We start from the raw sequence: 17,217 nt of genomic DNA on the forward strand, positions 1-17,217 counted from the left end.
CTTCGCGAAGAAGGCCGCCGCTTTACCTAGAAAGCCTACGCTCCGGGCTGGGCACGAGGCTGGGGCAGCTCGTACCCCAGCTCGGCCAGGCGCCGGAGGTGGTACTTGGTGAGCTTGGCCGCATTGGCGCGGTCGAAATAGTCTGGCCCGAGATCCCGGTACTCCACGCCGTCGCGCAGAACGTAAAACGCGATGACCAGGATGCTGTGCGCCACCGCGGTCGCCGCTCGTTTGGGCCCACGGCGGCGCGCGATCCGGCGGTACTGCGCGCCGAGGTACGTCTTGCGTGATCGTGAGGCAGCCCACGCCGACTCCAGCAGCGTGGTGCGCAGCCAGTTGTTGCCGGTGCCGGTCGCGCCACTGCGTCGTTTCCCCGCGCTCTCGTTGTTGCCTGGGCACATCCGCGCCCAGGAGGCGAGGTGACCCGCGGTCGGGAAGCGCGTCATGTCGAGCCCGATCTCCGACAGCAGGACCTCGGCCGTCCGCTGCGCGACGCCGGGGATGGTCCGGAGCCGTTGCAGCGGCTCGCGGTGCGCTTGGCACAGGTCGACGACCCTGGCGTCGCATGCGGCGATCAGCTCGGCGAGATGGTCGATCTGCTTCAAGAGCTGCTCCAGCAAGAACGCGTGATGGCTCGAGAATCCACCGCGCAGCGCCTCGGCAAGCTGCTCGGCCTTGGGGATGAGCCGGCCCCGGGCGAGCGCCGCAAGCTTCTTCGGATCGCGCTCGCCGGCGATGAGCGCCGCGAGCATCGCGCGGCCGGACACGCCAAGCACGTCGGAGACGACGTTGCTCAGCTTGATGTTGGCGGTCTCCAGCAGCTTGCCCACGCGGTTGGCCAGGGTGGCCTTGTCACGGATCAGGCTCTTGCGATGCCGTGTGATGTCCCGCAGCTCCCGGATCGGGGCGGGCGGGATGAAGCTCGCCCGGATGAGTCCGTGCGCGAGCAGGTCGGCGATCCACTCGCAGTCCTTGACGTCGGTCTTCCGGCCCGGGACGGCCTTGATGTGCCGCGCGTTGGCGAGCAGCACCTCGAAGCTGCCCTCGAGCAGGTTGAAGACCGGCTTCCAGTAGACGCTCGTCGACTCCATCGCCACGTGCGTGCAGCCCTGCTCGGTGAGCCACTGGTGTAGCTCGAGGAGTTCGGCCGTGGTCGCGCCGAACGAACGCACCGTCGTCTTTGCGCGGCCTCGGGGCTCCTGGATCCGGACGCATGCAACGACGGTCTCCTTGTGCACGTCGAGCCCGCAGCAGCGGGCGTACAGGACCTCCATCTTGACCTCCAGCGCGAAAGGCGCCGGGGAGCGTCGCGAAGGGCGATTTTACCTGGCGTGCTCGCTCCTTGCGGAGACGGCAACAATTCGGGGTGCCTGATGCGACGCTCGGGTCCGTTTTTTTTCGGGCTCACGACACCAGTAAGCGTCGACCTTGGCCCGACGCGATCCGCGCCCGCAGTCTACCGGCTTTCATGCTTCGCGGGTGCGCCCCTGCGCATGCCCGTTTTTTTAAGATCTCGCGCTCCATCTCCAGCCGCTTCACGTCGCGGCGCAGCCGCTGCAGTTCCTCACGCTCCGGCGTCGTCAGCGCCCCCGGCGGGCCGTGGCCCGCGTCGGTGTCCGCGCGCTTGATCCAGTCGCGCAGCGCCGTCTCGGTCAGGTCGAGGTCCTTCGCCACCTGGCCGATGCTCCGGTCGCTCGCCTTCGCCAGCCGTACCGCCTCCGCCTTGAACTCGGGCGTGAACGCCCTCCTCTTTCTCCGTCCCATCCCTGCCTCCTGGTGCCGTCGGGGGTGTCGACGGAAGCGGGGGAGGACCAATCAAGCTCGACGAGCCGGTCACCAGGCGCGAGAGCTCGGCGCGCACGGCGTCGCCGCCAGCGTCGAGCTCTGTGCCGGCGCGTCCGCCCGCGATGCCTCCTCGGGCGCTCGATGTTCCTCCACCCGTGATGCCGTCGTCTGATCCCCTCGCCCGGAGCCCCCGGGCGAAGCTCCCGCCGCCGCCACTACCGGGACTGCGGTTGCCGCTCCCTGCTCGCGCCGGCGAGGGGGCCGAGCTCGCGCGTCGCGCTGCCACGCTGACGAGCTTCCCGCTCAAGCACGACGGTACCGGCGCGGCCCCTGTGCGCGGACATGATTGGGAGGAGGTTGAGCACTCTTCGCTCAGCACGACGTTACCAGGGGTAGGGAGCCATGGATGAACGCAACGATGCCCCGAGTTCGCTCGGAACGGGCATGCGACTCGGCTTGCGCGTGTCACTTGGCGAGGTTGTGCGACACAGCCGCATGATCAGGGACAGCCTGTGTAGGTGCAAAGTTCCAGAATGCGACCGCCCAGACGTGATGCAGGAGATCCTTCTTTCCGCGTGGCGAACCGTCGAGGCGGGAGGGTTCAATGCGAGCGAGCGCCTGTCGATAAAGCAGGCTGTGCGACGCTGGCTGTTTACGGTCACGTTGCACCACATAACGCACTACAGGGAGCGTGAGCAAAAGTGGGACAAGAGCCGTAGCGCGTACACGCATCTGGAGATGGACGAGTATGCGCCGTCGCCGTTTGGGCAGGTGGAAGCGCGGCTTAGCCTTCGTTGCATAGAACGGCTCAAGCCAGAGTTGCGCGATATCTTGGCCGACTCCGCTTTGGGGTACACTGCCGAGGAGATCGCAGCCAAGCTTGGCCAGAACCCCAACACAATACAGGGTCGCTTGGAGCGCGGTAGAAAACATATGCGGAGAACGCTCCGCTCGAGGAACGCTGCGACGCCGCTCGGCATCAGAAGCATGCAGGCGAGGATGTCATCGCTCGACAATCGCAGGGGTCGAGCAAGCGTGCCCGCCGATCTGGAACTACCTCCGAGTAAGCCGGCCCCGTTCCCGGGCGAGGCCGACCACCGGTGCGGACGCACCTCGCCGGATGCTGGCGGCCGGACGAGCAGCTGACCGGCCTCCTCATGACCAACCCTGGCAGCCATGTCGTCCACGACCGCGACGCGGGGGAGTGTCTCGGCGAGCGGCGAGCGGGGCAGCAGGCGGCGGGGTCGCCGGATCACTGCGAAGGCGTACCCGGGGCGCCGCGGCGGGCCGCCGTAGCGCCCACCATCGTGCACCTGGCCGGGTTCGATTCCCGGCGCCTCCACTCAGAAGACACGGCGAGAGCCGTGTCTTCTTGCTTTTGTGTGACCTGCGTGTGACCTGACAGATTTTGGCGACGCTGGAATTGGGTGGGACCGGCGTGAGCGAGACCACCGGGAGCGGGCGCGGCGGGTGACGTCAGGGTACGGGACTCCACGGAGCTCCACGGCGGGCAGCGGGCCAGCGGGGCCAATCCCGGGTCCGAGCCTACGGCGCCGGACCCACCAAAGGTAAAGCGAGCGGGCACGGCCGCACGGCGGCGCAGGTGGCGGGCGGATGAGGTCGCTGCCGCGCCAGTACCTTCCCTATTGGGCGGCGCCCCCTGCCGGACGCATGCCCCGTCTTGACACGGGGCGGTATATCCGCTGGCCTCGCGGAGCGGGGGAGCTATTGGGGTAGCTAGCGCGGCGGCGACGATCGGAGAGATGCCTCTGGACGGCAGCTCGATACGGCCGCCGACTGCTCCACTCAATCTTTGATCATTATATCCGGCCTCCCCATCGAGATCGCTTCGGTCCCATCCTTCACTGCAATAGATGTGGCCAACCGTAATCAATTGACACTCATGAGCATTCATTCGTAAACCTGCTCGCATTTACACACAATTTGAACTATCATCACAAACATGGCATCGAGCAACAAAACCGATGCTTCAGGGAGTTGGCAACCATGGGACGCGAGAATGTGAGCGAGCGAAGTCTAACGGATTCATGGGTAGGACGCGCAGGACGATGGATCACCATGGCCGTCGGCCTACTCCTGGCAACCACATCCTGCTCAGACCATATCGTCGAAGAACTTTCTGACGAAGAGATCGACGCTATAGAGGATGCACTCTCGGCGGAAGCTGGCCAATATGCATTCGGACTTGGCGATGGCCACATCGAGACAAAAAAGGATGAAGTTACTCAGAAAAAGATAAGACAGCTCGCGACAGTTTGGAAACAGATGGCACCGGAGGGAACGTCACCGCCTCATTGGCAAGAACTAAAGAACAGATGGAGCGAGGACAACGACGGCGACGGTGACAACGAATGGTCACTGCGTTCTCTGCGCACTATCTTCTACGTAAGTAGCGACCATAAGAAAGCAAACAGAAAATTCTTGAACGAATGGATAGAATCAGTAAAGACAGAAAAGCTAGATCCATACATAACGTTATCAGCACGTCCGCTGGACAGCAAGAAGCCCGTATCCCCAGGCAAGTTCGGCGAAGAGTTCGAGAAGCTACTTCATGAATTCAGCGCACGAACATCCGATCCCAAGGTCCTCCGATGGGGAATCATAAATGAGCCAGATCTCGAACTTCCAGTGGAAGATCAAAACCTGGAAAAGTGGGCAAAAACCGCCGTCAAATATTTCGTCGAATCATCGAAGGTTCTACGAAAATGCAAGAGAGAGCGTATCTGCTCAAATGAAGTCATGCTCGTCGCGGGAGAGTTCGGGCGTGGCAACAAGGCTTACTGGAATCATTATGCCAAGGCAATGCAGACCGCCGTTCACCAAGAGAAGGGAGGACCAAAGCGTTTTCCGCGTATATGGTCTTTGCATCCATACAGAGACATCATTGAAGGAAATATTCATATTACCAAAGAGTTCGTAGGTTTTCTCGAGAAATGGGAAACAGAAGAGGATCTTCCGAATCACACGCTCCGTGCATGGATCACGGAAAGCGGAACATTATTGCACTCGAAGCGCGGCTGCACCAATATCAACAATGATCCTAGGGCGCAATACAGGGGAGCAAACACGGTTTTCAAAATGAATGGCGGCCCGAGTAGCAAGAAGCTCGCCAACCGAGTCGATCGGATCTACTGGTGGGGTTTTCAGCAATCAGCTTGGCCGCCAGACAATAAAGACGACAAAGGAGAGGAACTGGAAGGACATGTATGGGATTCGGCATTGGTCGACTATCACGGATTTAAACGCCCGTCATACTGCGCTCTTGCAAATCCAGGTAAGAGTTACAGAGATCCGTCCGTTCAGGCATGCATGAATCTGCATCCGGCGCCAGGTGAACTGCGCGTGGAATTGGCAGCGGCACAATGCCGCGAAGACCGGGACCTCACGAGCGTCGACCCTCCGCCTTCCCCTGAGGATCCTCCGCCTTCCCCTGAGGATCCTCCGTCGATCCCTGTTTACCGCTGGGTAAATGGCATTGCAGGGGATCACTTCTATACGAACGATCCTGCGGGAGAGTTAGCTCCGGCGACTGGTTACACCTATGAGGGGATAGTGTTTAGCACATTTACGTGTGATACACCTGGAACGAGCCCGTTTTTTCGATGGTGGAGCGACGGTGCCAAAGATCATTTTTACACGGCGGACCCATCGGATGGCCCCGCATTCTTTGGCTACGTGCGCGAAGGGAACATTGGGTGCATCGCGAGTAGCCAATCAGGGCGTTCAGTGCCGCTGCATCGGTGGTGGGATCCTGTCCTGACCGATCACTTCTACACCGTTGATCCTAATGGTGAAATCGCACCATTGCTCGGATATCAATATGAGCAAATTGCCGGCTACGTTCTGCCACCGAAGTGATCGAGTCCTTGCCCAAGCGCCGTTTTTTGTCTGGAAACAAGTGAGCTCTCGGGTTCCATGAGCCAGAGCAGGTCCAGGAGGTCGCGCGCTTCGACGGACCTGTGGGGGGACGGCGCTCGTCGTTCCCGGCCGGCGACGTAGGCCAGCGATCGGCGACGGAAACCTGCCCCCGTCCGATGCCACGCAACCGGCGCTTCCGGCCCGTCGACACCTCGGGCATGATCGACGCTGACGAGCTCGACGCCATCGCTGAAGTTGTTCTCGCGCAGGAGGACGAGACCCTCTCCCTACCGTACGCGTTCTGCGGACCCCATCCTGTCTTCGAGCCTCTGCGCCGCTTAGAAACCGGCGCTGGAGGTGTCGATGGACGAGAGCACACGCACCTGGCGCGACCGCGTGGCGCGCTGGCACAAGAGCGGGCACTCCGCCCGCGTGTTCGCGGAGCAGGAGGGGGTCAACGCCGGCACGCTGTACTCCTGGAGCCGCCGGCTGGGCATGAAGCGGAGCGAGTACCGGCAGCGCTCGGAGAAGGCGGCGCTGCCCGCGCTGCTGCCCGTGGTCGTCGCCCCGGCAGGAGCCAGGACGCCCTCGTCGAGCGCGGCGCTGGAGATCGTCTTTCCGGATGGTGCGGTCATCCGAGTCCCGCCGTCGTTTGACGAGGACACGCTGGCACGCGTTGTTCGTGCGCTCGGGGGGGCACGATGATCCCGGGCCGCGTCGCAATCTACGTGGCCACCGAGCCGCTCGACTTGCGCCGGTCCTTCGATGGTCTTGCTGCCGTCGTGCGCGAGGTGCTGCGGCAGGACCCGCTCTCCGGAGCGTTGTTCCTCTTTTTCAACCGGGCAGCCGACCGTGTGAAGGCCCTGTGGTGGGACCGCAGCGGATACTGCCTTCTCTACAAAAGTAGCCGCTCCGCTGACCGCGTCTTTCCCCTGGCCAGATTCGGTTGCACGCTACGCGACGCCAGATGAGGGCCGTGCCCTCGCCGAGCGAAGAGGAGCGAGCGATGCCAGGAAGCAGGGAGCTGGTACAGCTGCGTGCAGAGCTGTCGAGGTATCGAGAGCAGAAGAGCCGTGGGAAATTCCCGAGCGAGCTGCGGGAGCGAGCCGAGGCCTACGCCAAGGCGCGCTCCCGCTCGGGGGCAACACCGACCGAGATCGCCACGGAGCTCGGTGTCCACAAGATGACTGCCGACCGATGGGTGGCTGACGGTGAGCGCGCAGACGAGGGTGCGTCGCCAAGAGCCCCCAAGGCGGCTCAGCAGATTCCGTTCCTACCCGTCGTGGTGCGCCCGGAGCGCCGCGAGGCGCCGCCTTTGCGGCTCAACGTCGCGTTTGCCGACGGGACGCGGATGCAGGTATGTGGGATAGGCGCGCGCGAGCTCGTGGAAGCGCTCGAAGCGTTGCGGAGGGGACGGTGACCCCCGCGACTATAGCCGTCTATCTGGCGGTCGGTCCAGTGGACTTGCGTGGTGCGTTCGACCGGCTCGCCGCGATCACCCGGCAAGTGCTGTGCCTGGACCCGGCCAGCGGCGCGCTGTTCTTGTTCCTCAACAGGAGGCGTAACCGGCTCAAAGCCCTTTGGTGGGATCGCAATGGATACACGATCTTGTATAAGCGTCTCTCGAAGGGTGCATTTGCTCTGCCTTCGTTCACCGAGGCCGACGGCAGGTGTATCGAGCTGTCAGCACAGGACTTCGCGCAGCTGCTCGCCGGTCTGCCTGTAGAAGAGCTGGCAAGCCGCCGCCGGCTGGTCCACTGAGGCGTCTGCGCCGGCGCTCGTTCACCGCGCTGCCGGCGCCAGCGCGGCCCGATGGCGGCCGGCGCAGCCGGATGCGGAGATGGAGCAGGGCGCGCGCTGCATCGCGCCCGAAGACCTCGCGAGAGCGCGCCGCCGATGGCGCACCATGGCGGCCCTGCATTCCCGCCTTCGACGAGAAATTCTCATCGAAAACAGCGAATTTTCGCTGCATAAGGTACTTGTCAAGAGCAAGCGCAGGGGGCATCCATGGCGCGCCTTGACCTCGACGACACGCCCCGGTGAGACCGCGCTGCCGCAGTCGACGGAGGCAGAGCGCCTTGACGGCGCGGCGCTCGTGCTCGGCTATCTCCAGGCCAGGGGACAAGGACAGGGGAGCCCCGCCGGCCCCGCGTCGGTGGTCGACGCGCTGCTCCGGCGGGTGCAGGAGCTCGAGGCGAGGCTGGCCGAGCTCTCGACGGCGGAGCAGCAGGCCCAAGAGCTCGCTCGCACCGTCGCGTCGCTCAAGGCGTACAATCAACAGCTGCAGGAGACGATTCGGACCCTGGAGATCGGATTCCGGCGCCACGTCTCCGAGCAGGTCTCGCCTGACCAGCTGCGGCTTTCGCTGGCCGGAGAGCCAGATGCCTGTCCGGCTCCGACTTCGTCGCAGGCCGAGAGCGTCGACGCCGCGCCCGAAGTGGACCCGGGCGAGGCCAGCGGCCCGCCGCCGGGCTCCGCGAGCCCACCGGAGCACGCGGGGACGGCAGAATCCTCCTCCGGCTCCGATCCCGGAGGTGGCAAGCCAGTCAAGCGCCACGAGCACGGGCGCCGCCGCATCGGTGTCATTCCGAGGGTGATCATCGAGTCGCTGCCGCAGGAGGTGCTGCTCAAAGGCCTCGAGCGCTTCGAGCGTGTGGGCGCCGAAGACAGCTCGAGCATCGGCTACCGGCGTGGCGGCCTCCTCGAGCTCGTCACGCGTCGCCTCAAGTACGTGGCCAAGGCGGAGGCACCGGCGGCGAGCAGCGCAGCTGAAGAGGCGCCGGCTCCTTCGCCAGCCGCCGGGCCGGCCTTGAATCACGAGCGCGGCGAGCCGCTCGTCGTGCGGGAGCACGAGCTCCTGGGGATCCCCGCGGACACGTCCTTCAAGCAAAGCCCCTTCGTCGACGGCGTCCTTGTACGCTACACGCCCGAGTCGGACGCTGCGGAGGACAGCGGACCGGTGAAGATCGCGTCGCTGCCGGAGCGCCCGATCGACAGGTGCCTTGCCGATCCGAGCCTCTTGGCCCACCTGTTCGTCCACAAGCTCGACTACCACACGCCCTACTACCGGCAAGAGGTGGAGTCGGATCGCCACGGCTTCCGCATCGGCCGCGGCAACATGACCCGCTGGCAGTACGATTGTGGTGGCATCGCGATGCGCATCGCCGATGCTATCTGGAGCGACGCGCTCTCGAGGTCGTGGTTCGCCATGGATGCGACGGGCACCGCCATCCGGGCCAAGGACAAGCACCGCTATGGGCATGTCTTCGTCCTGGTCGCGCCGGGCGATGGGGTGCTGTTCCGCTATACACCGACGTACGACGGGCCCACCGTCGCGAAGCTCTTCGGCGGCTACCAGGGGACGCTCGTCGCCGACGCCTCGGCCAACCACAACGTGCTGTTCGGGCCGGGCAAGGCGCGTGAGGCCGGCTGCTGGAGCCATGCACGAAGGCGCTTCTTCAAGGCGTTCAAGGCCGGGGCGGGCAAGGAGGCGGCGTTCGCGCTCCAGACCCTCCAGGCGCTCTTCCGCGTCGAGCAGGAATGCGCCCTGTGCAGCCCGGACGAGCGCCTCGAGATCCGGCAGCGCAAGTCCGCACCGCTGATTGAGAAGCTCTTCGCCTGGGTCGAGGCGCAGCGGCAGGTCGTCCCCGAGCATTCGCCGTTGCGCGAAGGGCTGGTCTATCTGCACAACCAGAGGGAGGCGCTCTGCGAGTTCCTCTCCAACGGGGAGATCCCCATCCACAACAATGCCTCCGAGAGGGCTCTGCGCCGCGTCGTCAAGGGACGGCGCAACTGGCTCTTCCACGGCAGCGACGAGCACGCTGTCCGGTCTTGTGCCATCACGTCGCTCATCGCGACTTGCCAGATGCACGGGTTCGACCCCGAGCTCTACTTGCAGGAGATCCTGACCGTGGCTCCGAGCTATCCGCTCAGTCGCATCCTCGACCTGAGTCCCAAGAACTGGGTCGCGACGCGACAACGCCTCATCGCCGAAGGGCGGCTCAAGTACCTGGACCTGGCTCGGATCACCGGCTCGCGGCTCGCCTTCCGCGACCGCTGATCGCGCCGCGTCGCCCGCAGCCGCCGCGCCCACAGCGCTCGTCGCGTCCGGAGCGGTCGAGGCCGGCGCGCGTCCTTTCCGCGCCGAGGTGCGTCGGCTCGTCGAGCCGGTGCTGTCGTCGCTTCGCCCGGCCGCCGTCGAGCTCGTCGTGGCGGGGCGCCTCCGGGTCGCTTCGCTTCGGCGCTGCTTGTCCGCGCCTCGGGTCGGCCGCCGTCCGCCCTCCTGCTCCGCGGACGGCTGGGCGGCGCTCTTGCGGCGCCCCACGCCTGCGGGCTCGGCTGCTCCCGCGCGCTCTTCCTGGCCGGCCGCGCGACGCGGGCGCCCCTTCGCGCGGGCGGGGACGTCCTCGCGGCCTTGCCACGCGACATGCGGCGCGGACAGCTTCAGCACCGCCGTCATCAGGCTCGGGACTTCGACGCCTGCGTCCCCGCTCCGTCGCTCCGTCATCGCACCGCGACTCTACGCACGGGGCCGCCTTCCACAAGCTCGCTTCAGAACGCGCTCTGCGGAGCGGCTACCTACAAAAGGCTGGAGCGCGGGACGTTTCGCGCTCCGCGTGCGGTCACGCCGGGAGCCACGAGCGTCGTCATCGACGCGGCGGAGCTGGCGAAGATCCTCGAAGGCATCGCCCTTCCACCTTCGAAGCTGCGGCGAGAGGTTCGCCTCGCCGCGGCTTCATCGCCTCCGGCCCCCTGATCGGACACGACAGCCTCGCGCTCTCACGCGCAGCGCCCATCGCCGCATTCCCGCCAGAGCCCATCATTTTCCTGCAACAACCCCTTCAAAAAGCGGCGATCCACAAGGTATCACCGCGTCGTGAGCATGTCGGTCGAAGAGCAGATCCACGAGCTGAAGGACAAGCTCGCGCGCGCCGCCCACGAGCGGGACGAGTACCGTAAGCTCTACGAGCTCGCCAGTATCGAGCTGGAGCGGCTTCGCCGACACATCTTCGGCCAGAAGGCCGAGCACGTCGACCCCGGGCAGATGCAGCTCGCCTTCGACGCGATCCTACAGATGCTCGCGGGCGCAGGTGCGCCGCCCGACGCGGGCCCAGCCAGCTCGCCGCAGGGCGGTGGCGCAGCACCAAGCGGCTCATCCGGAGGCGGCGACAAGGGGCGCATCGTCCGCCCGCACGGACGGCAAAAGCTGCCCGAGCATCTGCCGGTCGAGCGCATCGAGCTGTTGCCGCCGGAGGTGCAGGATGAGCGCGCAACCGCACTTGTCCGCATCGGCGAGGAGGTGTCGGAGACGCTGGAGTGGCGGCCCGCGAGCTTCGTACGGCTGCAGATCGTCAGGCCGAAGTTCGCGGTCAAGGGCGAGCCCGAGCAAGGCATCACCATCGCAGACGTTCCCGACAGCCCTATCCCACGCTGTCTCGCCGGCCCGGGCTTGCTCGCCCACGTGCTCGTGAGCAAGTACGCCGACCACCTGCCGCTTCACCGGCTGGAGAAGATGTTCGAGCGGTGGGGCCTTCACCTCTCGCGCTCGACGCTGTGCGGCTGGGTCGCCTCGTGCGCCGACAAGCTCAAGCTCATCGTCGCGGCCATGGCCGACGACGCCCTGAGCGCGCATTGCATCGCCATCGATGCCACGGGCGTGCTCGTTCAGGCGAAGGACAAGTGCCGGCGGGGCCACTTCTGGGTCCTGGTGGCGGACCGAGATCACGTCCTGTTCCGCTTCACGCCGCACCACAATCAGGGTGGTCCCAAAGCGTTCCTGCGCGGCTACAAGGGCTATGTCCAGGCGGACGCATCGAATGTGTACGATTTGCTCTTCCGCACCGAGCAGGTGACCGAGGTCGGTTGCTGGGCTCATTGCCGCAGGCACTTCTTCGAGGCGATGAGCTCCGACCGGGAGCGGGCGACGACGGCCATCGGCTTCATTCACCAGCTCTACACCATCGACAAGGCGACCAAGGAACAGCCTCCGAGCCGTCGAACGGAGCAGCGTCGGAAGGCCGCCGAGCCCGTGCTCGATGCGTTCCGCGGGTGGCTGCAGGCGCAGGACCTGCTCGTGCTGCCGAAGAGCCCCATCGCCATCGCCGTCGGCTACGCGCTCAACCAGTGGGCCGCGCTCACCCGCTTCCTCGACGATGGTCGGCTCCGTCTGGACAACAACCGGAGCGAGCTCGAGCTTCGCAGAGAGGCCGTCGGCAGAAAGAACTGGATTTTCGTCGGCAGCAACGACGGCGCCGAGTGGAACGCCACCATCGTCTCGCTCATCGCCTCCTGTGCGCTGCACGGCATCGAGCCCTGGGCTTACTTGCGCGACGTGCTCATCCTGCTGCCCACTTGGCCGCCCGAGCGTTTCATTGAGCTCGCTCCCAAGTCCTGGAAGCAGACCCTCGAGCACGCCGATGCTCGGCAGCGGCTCGCGGCCAGTCCGTGGCCCCGCGCGCCGGCTGCGACGCCCAGCTGATCGCGGCTCCCCCTCGTCGGCCACCGCCGCCTCCTTGCCGGCCGCCGGGCGTGCTGCTCGCCGGCCTGGGCGTGCTGGCGCGACCTCGTCGACGACGCTCGCCCTGTCGGCGCGTGGCGTCCGGCACCTTCTCGGCAACGCCGGCTCCGGAGCAGCATCGGCCGCTCTCGGCTTCGTCGTGCGCCGGCGGACGACCACGCTGGCCGCGGCGCCGGGGGCCATCGGGCCTTCCGCTCGCTGCCGGTCACCGCCACGCTTTTCCGTAGGCCGCTCTCGCTCTCGCATCGCACCGCGAATCTACGGCGCCTGCCCGCACCCCGCGAGAATGGGGTCTACAGCACGGATACCCCTACCCATGGCGTCCGGCCTCGTGCTGGAGCTCGCTTACGACGACGGGGGACTGTTCGCCGCGACCTGGCGGGCCGGATCGTGGTGGCTGGAGGTCGAGGTCGGGGAGGCGTGATGCCTTGCCTCGCGTGCCTGCAGCAGGCACAACCCCCGGGGGGAGCCCCATACAGCCACAGCGCAACGACGTGGAAGCCGCTCGCTAGGAGTACGGCGGCGGATGCCCTACCATCACAGGATAAGTTGCTGCGTGACCACCCTTGACGTAGACCGAAAATTAGGGTCGCCTTGCGATGGAGCACGACTGTGGGTTCGCGGCATTGTGAGACAACGAGGAGCAAGTGATGAAGCACGGCTATGCCTGGGAGAAGCTCTATATGACAGTAAGGATCCTAGCGGCGAGCGACCAACGGCTCCAAGAGCGCCTCGCAGCAGCATGGGTACATAGTGGCATCCGTTTATCGTACGGCGTCGCGCCGGACCTGCCCGAGGATCTTCAGGCCGAATACAATGCTATTCACGATGCTCTCACAAAGGTTCAAGATCCGGACCAAGGGTCAGTCAACGCGACGTGCGCGGCGCTGTCTACAGATGAGGCCAGCGAACTTGTCCAGCGAATCGTGAGCCTCTACGACTCGGTTTGCCGGGAATACTATCGATCATGGAAGTAGTACCTTTGCTGGTACTGATCCGAGCGTTGCTGCCGCCGTAGTGAATCTCTCGCAGTCTCAGGGGAGCCGCGAGAACGCGGTCTCGATGGCCCCCCGAGGCTCCGGACTACTTCGCTCACCAACTCCCCCCGACGACGAGGAACAGCACCCGGCGCTCCCTGGGCTCCACCAGCCAGAGCAGTTCCAGCAGAGCGCGCGCCTCGACCTTCCCAGAAGGGACGGCCCTGTGCCTGTCGGCGACGGTCGGCGACGTGGGCCCGCGGTTCCGCGGCGGAAACCTGCCCACCCTCCGACGCCACGCAACCGGCGCCCCCGGCCCGTCGATGCCTTGGGCATGATCGACCCTGACGAGCTCGACGCTATCGAGGAAGCTGTCCTCGCGGAGGTAGCCGCTCCGCAGAGCGCGTTCTGAAGCGAGCTTGTGGAAGGCGGCCCCGTGCGTAGAGTCGCGGTGCGATGACGGAGCGACGGAGCGGGGACGCAGGCGTCGAAGTCCCGAGCCTGATGACGGCGGTGCTGAAGCTGTCCGCGCCGCATGTCGCGTGGCAAGGCCGCGAGGACGTCCCCGCCCGCGCGAAGGGGCGCCCGCGTCGCGCGGCCGGCCAGGAAGAGCGCGCGGGAGCAGCCGAGCCCGCAGGCGTGGGGCGCCGCAAGAGCGCCGCCCAGCCGTCCGCGGAGCAGGAGGGCGGACGGCGGCCGACCCGAGGCGCGGACAAGCAGCGCCGAAGCGAAGCGACCCGGAGGCGCCCCGCCACGACGAGCTCGACGGCGGCCGGGCGAAGCGACGACAGCACCGGCTCGACGAGCCGACGCACCTCGGCGCGGAAAGGACGCGCGCCGGCCTCGACCGCTCCGGACGCGACGAGCGCTGTGGGCGCGGCGGATGCGGGCGACGCGGCGCGATCAGCGGTCGCGGAAGGCGAGCCGCGAGCCGGTGATCCGAGCCAGGTCCAGGTACTTGAGCCGCCCTTCGGCGATGAGGCGTTGTCGCGTCGCGACCCAGTTCTTGGGACTCAGGTCGAGGATGCGACTGAGCGGATAGCTCGGAGCCACGGTCAGGATCTCCTGCAAGTAGAGCTCGGGGTCGAACCCGTGCATCTGGCAAGTCGCGATGAGCGACGTGATGGCACAAGACCGGACAGCGTGCTCGTCGCTGCCGTGGAAGAGCCAGTTGCGCCGTCCCTTGACGACGCGGCGCAGAGCCCTCTCGGAGGCATTGTTGTGGATGGGGATCTCCCCGTTGGAGAGGAACTCGCAGAGCGCCTCCCTCTGGTTGTGCAGATAGACCAGCCCTTCGCGCAACGGCGAATGCTCGGGGACGACCTGCCGCTGCGCCTCGACCCAGGCGAAGAGCTTCTCAATCAGCGGTGCGGACTTGCGCTGCCGGATCTCGAGGCGCTCGTCCGGGCTGCACAGGGCGCATTCCTGCTCGACGCGGAAGAGCGCCTGGAGGGTCTGGAGCGCGAACGCCGCCTCCTTGCCCGCCCCGGCCTTGAACGCCTTGAAGAAGCGCCTTCGTGCATGGCTCCAGCAGCCGGCCTCACGCGCCTTGCCCGGCCCGAACAGCACGTTGTGGTTGGCCGAGGCGTCGGCGACGAGCGTCCCCTGGTAGCCGCCGAAGAGCTTCGCGACGGTGGGCCCGTCGTACGTCGGTGTATAGCGGAACAGCACCCCATCGCCCGGCGCGACCAGGACGAAGACATGCCCATAGCGGTGCTTGTCCTTGGCCCGGATGGCGGTGCCCGTCGCATCCATGGCGAACCACGACCTCGAGAGCGCGTCGCTCCAGATAGCATCGGCGATGCGCATCGCGATGCCACCACAATCGTACTGCCAGCGGGTCATGTTGCCGCGGCCGATGCGGAAGCCGTGGCGATCCGACTCCACCTCTTGCCGGTAGTAGGGCGTGTGGTAGTCGAGCTTGTGGACGAACAGGTGGGCCAAGAGGCTCGGATCGGCAAGGCACCTGTCGATCGGGCGCTCCGGCAGCGACGCGATCTTCACCGGTCCGCTGTCCTCCGCAGCGTCCGACTCGGGCGTGTAGCGTACAAGGACGCCGTCGACGAAGGGGCTTTGCTTGAAGGACGTGTCCGCGGGGATCCCCAGGAGCTCGTGCTCCCGCACGACGAGCGGCTCGCCGCGCTCGTGATTCAAGGCCGGCCCGGCGGCTGGCGAAGGAGCCGGCGCCTCTTCAGCTGCGCTGCTCGCCGCCGGTGCCTCCGCCTTGGCCACGTACTTGAGGCGACGCGTGACGAGCTCGAGGAGGCCGCCACGCCGGTAGCCGATGCTCGAGCTGTCTTCGGCGCCCACACGCTCGAAGCGCTCGAGGCCTTTGAGCAGCACCTCCTGCGGCAGCGACTCGATGATCACCCTCGGAATGACACCGATGCGGCGGCGCCCGTGCTCGTGGCGCTTGACTGGCTTGCCACCTCCGGGATCGGAGCCGGAGGAGGATTCTGCCGTCCCCGCGTGCTCCGGTGGGCTCGCGGAGCCCGGCGGCGGGCCGCTGGCCTCGCCCGGGTCCACTTCGGGCGCGGCGTCGACGCTCTCGGCCTGCGACGAAGTCGGAGCCGGACAGGCATCTGGCTCTCCGGCCAGCGAAAGCCGCAGCTGGTCAGGCGAGACCTGCTCGGAGACGTGGCGCCGGAATCCGATCTCCAGGGTCCGAATCGTCTCCTGCAGCTGTTGATTGTACGCCTTGAGCGACGCGACGGTGCGAGCGAGCTCTTGGGCCTGCTGCTCCGCCGTCGAGAGCTCGGCCAGCCTCGCCTCGAGCTCCTGCACCCGCCGGAGCAGCGCGTCGACCACCGACGCGGGGCCGGCGGGGCTCCCCTGTCCTTGTCCCCTGGCCTGGAGATAGCCGAGCACGAGCGCCGCGCCGTCAAGGCGCTCTGCCTCCGTCGACTGCGGCAGCGCGGTCTCACCGGGGCGTGTCGTCGAGGTCAAGGCGCGCCATGGATGCCCCCTGCGCTTGCTCTTGACAAGTACCTTATGCAGCGAAAATTCGCTGTTTTCGATGAGAATTTCTCGTCGAAGGCGGGAATGCAGGGCCGCCATGGTGCGCCATCGGCGGCGCGCTCTCGCGAGGTCTTCGGGCGCGATGCAGCGCGCGCCCTGCTCCATCTCCGCATCCGGCTGCGCCGGCCGCCATCGGGCCGCGCTGGCGCCGGCAGCGCGGTGAACGAGCGCCGGCGCAGACGCCTCAGTGGACCAGCCGGCGGCGGCTTGCCAGCTCTTCTACAGGCAGACCGGCGAGCAGCTGCGCGAAGTCCTGTGCTGACAGCTCGATACACCTGCCGTCGGCCTCGGTGAACGAAGGCAGAGCAAATGCACCCTTCGAGAGACGCTTATACAAGATCGTGTATCCATTGCGATCCCACCAAAGGGCTTTGAGCCGGTTACGCCTCCTGTTGAGGAACAAGAACAGCGCGCCGCTGGCCGGGTCCAGGCACAGCACTTGCCGGGTGATCGCGGCGAGCCGGTCGAACGCACCACGCAAGTCCACTGGACCGACCGCCAGATAGACGGCTATAGTCGCGGGGGTCACCGTCCCCTCCGCAACGCTTCGAGTGCTTCCACGAGCTCGCGCGCGCCTATCCCACATACCTGCATCCGCGTCCCGTCGGCAAACGCGACGTTGAGCCGCAAAGGCGGCGCCTCGCGGCGCTCCGGGCGCACCACGACGGGTAGGAACGGAATCTGCTGAGCCGCCTTGGGGGCTCTTGGCGACGCACCCTCGTCTGCGCGCTCACCGTCAGCCACCCATCGGTCGGCAGTCATCTTGTGGACACCGAGCTCCGTGGCGATCTCGGTCGGTGTTGCCCCCGAGCGGGAGCGCGCCTTGGCGTAGGCCTCGGCTCGCTCCCGCAGCTCGCTCGGGAATTTCCCACGGCTCTTCTGCTCTCGATACCTCGACAGCTCTGCACGCAGCTGTACCAGCTCCCTGCTTCCTGGCATCGCTCGCTCCTCTTCGCTCGGCGAGGGCACGGCCCTCATCTGGCGTCGCGTAGCGTGCAACCGAATCTGGCCAGGGGAAAGACGCGGTCAGCGGAGCGGCTA

General features: G+C 66.3%; 14 protein-coding genes. 9 read left to right on the forward strand and 5 right to left on the reverse strand.

The window, feature by feature from the left end; translation table 11 throughout:
• Nucleotides 1-35: 35 nt before the first annotated feature.
• Nucleotides 36-1,274 carry an IS110 family transposase gene (locus tag NQZ70_RS01135; RefSeq protein WP_129572563.1) on the reverse strand — a complete coding sequence of 413 codons (1,239 nt, stop codon included), beginning with the start codon at nt 1,272-1,274 and terminating at the stop codon, nt 36-38.
• Between the two features lie 130 nt (nt 1,275-1,404).
• On the reverse strand, nt 1,405-1,764 hold the full coding sequence (locus NQZ70_RS01140; protein WP_129572564.1) for a transposase: 360 nt from the start codon (nt 1,762-1,764) through the stop codon (nt 1,405-1,407).
• A gap of 573 nt (nt 1,765-2,337) precedes the next feature.
• Between NQZ70_RS01140 and NQZ70_RS01145 the strand changes: the two genes are divergently transcribed.
• The 9 genes from NQZ70_RS01145 (at nt 2,338) to NQZ70_RS01185 (ending at nt 13,158) form a co-directional block, all read left to right on the forward strand.
• A complete protein-coding gene (locus tag NQZ70_RS01145; RefSeq protein ID WP_237245726.1) occupies nt 2,338-2,931 on the forward strand; it encodes an RNA polymerase sigma factor in 594 nt (197 codons plus the stop codon).
• Nucleotides 2,932-3,864: 933 nt separating this feature from the next.
• Nucleotides 3,865-5,664: a hypothetical protein gene (locus NQZ70_RS01150; protein WP_207217708.1), complete on the forward strand. Its 1,800-nt coding sequence runs from the start codon at nt 3,865-3,867 to the stop codon at nt 5,662-5,664.
• Nucleotides 5,665-6,027: 363 nt separating this feature from the next.
• Nucleotides 6,028-6,369: an IS66 family insertion sequence element accessory protein TnpA gene (tnpA, locus tag NQZ70_RS01155; RefSeq protein ID WP_129572539.1), complete on the forward strand. Its 342-nt coding sequence runs from the start codon at nt 6,028-6,030 to the stop codon at nt 6,367-6,369.
• On the forward strand, nt 6,366-6,635 hold the full coding sequence (gene tnpB / locus NQZ70_RS01160) for an IS66 family insertion sequence element accessory protein TnpB (RefSeq protein WP_129572566.1): 270 nt from the start codon (nt 6,366-6,368) through the stop codon (nt 6,633-6,635). The genes tnpA and tnpB (NQZ70_RS01160) overlap by 4 nt, the downstream gene beginning before the upstream one ends.
• Before the next feature lie 35 nt (nt 6,636-6,670).
• Nucleotides 6,671-7,084 carry a helix-turn-helix domain-containing protein gene (locus tag NQZ70_RS01165; RefSeq protein WP_129572567.1) on the forward strand — a complete coding sequence of 138 codons (414 nt, stop codon included), beginning with the start codon at nt 6,671-6,673 and terminating at the stop codon, nt 7,082-7,084.
• Nucleotides 7,081-7,425, forward strand: coding sequence for an IS66 family insertion sequence element accessory protein TnpB (gene tnpB / locus NQZ70_RS01170; protein WP_165373740.1), 345 nt, complete (start codon nt 7,081-7,083; stop codon nt 7,423-7,425). Before NQZ70_RS01165 ends, tnpB (NQZ70_RS01170) begins: the two co-directional genes overlap by 4 nt.
• A gap of 256 nt (nt 7,426-7,681) precedes the next feature.
• A complete protein-coding gene (gene tnpC, locus NQZ70_RS01175; RefSeq protein WP_165373741.1) occupies nt 7,682-9,724 on the forward strand; it encodes an IS66 family transposase in 2,043 nt (680 codons plus the stop codon).
• A gap of 822 nt (nt 9,725-10,546) precedes the next feature.
• A complete protein-coding gene (tnpC, locus tag NQZ70_RS01180) occupies nt 10,547-12,142 on the forward strand; it encodes an IS66 family transposase (protein ID WP_237245644.1) in 1,596 nt (531 codons plus the stop codon).
• 689 nt (nt 12,143-12,831) lie between these two features.
• Nucleotides 12,832-13,158: a hypothetical protein gene (locus NQZ70_RS01185; protein WP_129572570.1), complete on the forward strand. Its 327-nt coding sequence runs from the start codon at nt 12,832-12,834 to the stop codon at nt 13,156-13,158.
• 903 nt (nt 13,159-14,061) lie between these two features.
• Here the strand turns inward: NQZ70_RS01185 and tnpC (NQZ70_RS01190) are convergent.
• The 3 genes from tnpC (NQZ70_RS01190) to NQZ70_RS01200 form a co-directional block, all read right to left on the reverse strand.
• Nucleotides 14,062-16,104 (reverse strand): IS66 family transposase, encoded by a 2,043-nt coding sequence (tnpC, locus tag NQZ70_RS01190; protein WP_165373741.1) that lies wholly within the window; start codon nt 16,102-16,104, stop codon nt 14,062-14,064.
• Between the two features lie 256 nt (nt 16,105-16,360).
• On the reverse strand, nt 16,361-16,705 hold the full coding sequence (gene tnpB / locus NQZ70_RS01195) for an IS66 family insertion sequence element accessory protein TnpB (protein ID WP_165373740.1): 345 nt from the start codon (nt 16,703-16,705) through the stop codon (nt 16,361-16,363).
• Nucleotides 16,702-17,115 carry a helix-turn-helix domain-containing protein gene (locus NQZ70_RS01200; RefSeq protein ID WP_129572567.1) on the reverse strand — a complete coding sequence of 138 codons (414 nt, stop codon included), beginning with the start codon at nt 17,113-17,115 and terminating at the stop codon, nt 16,702-16,704. Before NQZ70_RS01200 ends, tnpB (NQZ70_RS01195) begins: the two co-directional genes overlap by 4 nt.
• Nucleotides 17,116-17,217 lie beyond the last annotated feature (102 nt).

It is taken from the genome of Sorangium sp. So ce836 (assembly GCF_028553905.1).
Taxonomy (GTDB): domain Bacteria; phylum Myxococcota_A; class Polyangia; order Polyangiales; family Polyangiaceae; genus Sorangium; species Sorangium cellulosum_D.

Bases quoted from the DNA above. Each gene is read 5' to 3' on its own strand.
- NQZ70_RS01150 (WP_207217708.1), top strand. From the start codon at position 3,865: ATGGCCGTCGGCCTACTCCTGGCAACCACATCCTGCTCAGACCATATC.
- tnpC (WP_237245644.1), top strand. From the start codon at position 10,547: ATGTCGGTCGAAGAGCAGATCCACGAGCTGAAGGACAAGCTCGCGCGC.
- tnpB (WP_129572566.1), top strand. From the start codon at position 6,366: ATGATCCCGGGCCGCGTCGCAATCTACGTGGCCACCGAGCCGCTCGAC.
- tnpA (WP_129572539.1), top strand. From the start codon at position 6,028: ATGGACGAGAGCACACGCACCTGGCGCGACCGCGTGGCGCGCTGGCAC.
- NQZ70_RS01140 (WP_129572564.1), bottom strand. From the start codon at position 1,764: ATGGGACGGAGAAAGAGGAGGGCGTTCACGCCCGAGTTCAAGGCGGAG.
- NQZ70_RS01145 (WP_237245726.1), top strand. From the start codon at position 2,338: ATGCAGGAGATCCTTCTTTCCGCGTGGCGAACCGTCGAGGCGGGAGGG.
- NQZ70_RS01135 (WP_129572563.1), bottom strand. From the start codon at position 1,274: ATGGAGGTCCTGTACGCCCGCTGCTGCGGGCTCGACGTGCACAAGGAG.
- NQZ70_RS01185 (WP_129572570.1), top strand. From the start codon at position 12,832: ATGAAGCACGGCTATGCCTGGGAGAAGCTCTATATGACAGTAAGGATC.
- NQZ70_RS01165 (WP_129572567.1), top strand. From the start codon at position 6,671: ATGCCAGGAAGCAGGGAGCTGGTACAGCTGCGTGCAGAGCTGTCGAGG.
- NQZ70_RS01200 (WP_129572567.1), bottom strand. From the start codon at position 17,115: ATGCCAGGAAGCAGGGAGCTGGTACAGCTGCGTGCAGAGCTGTCGAGG.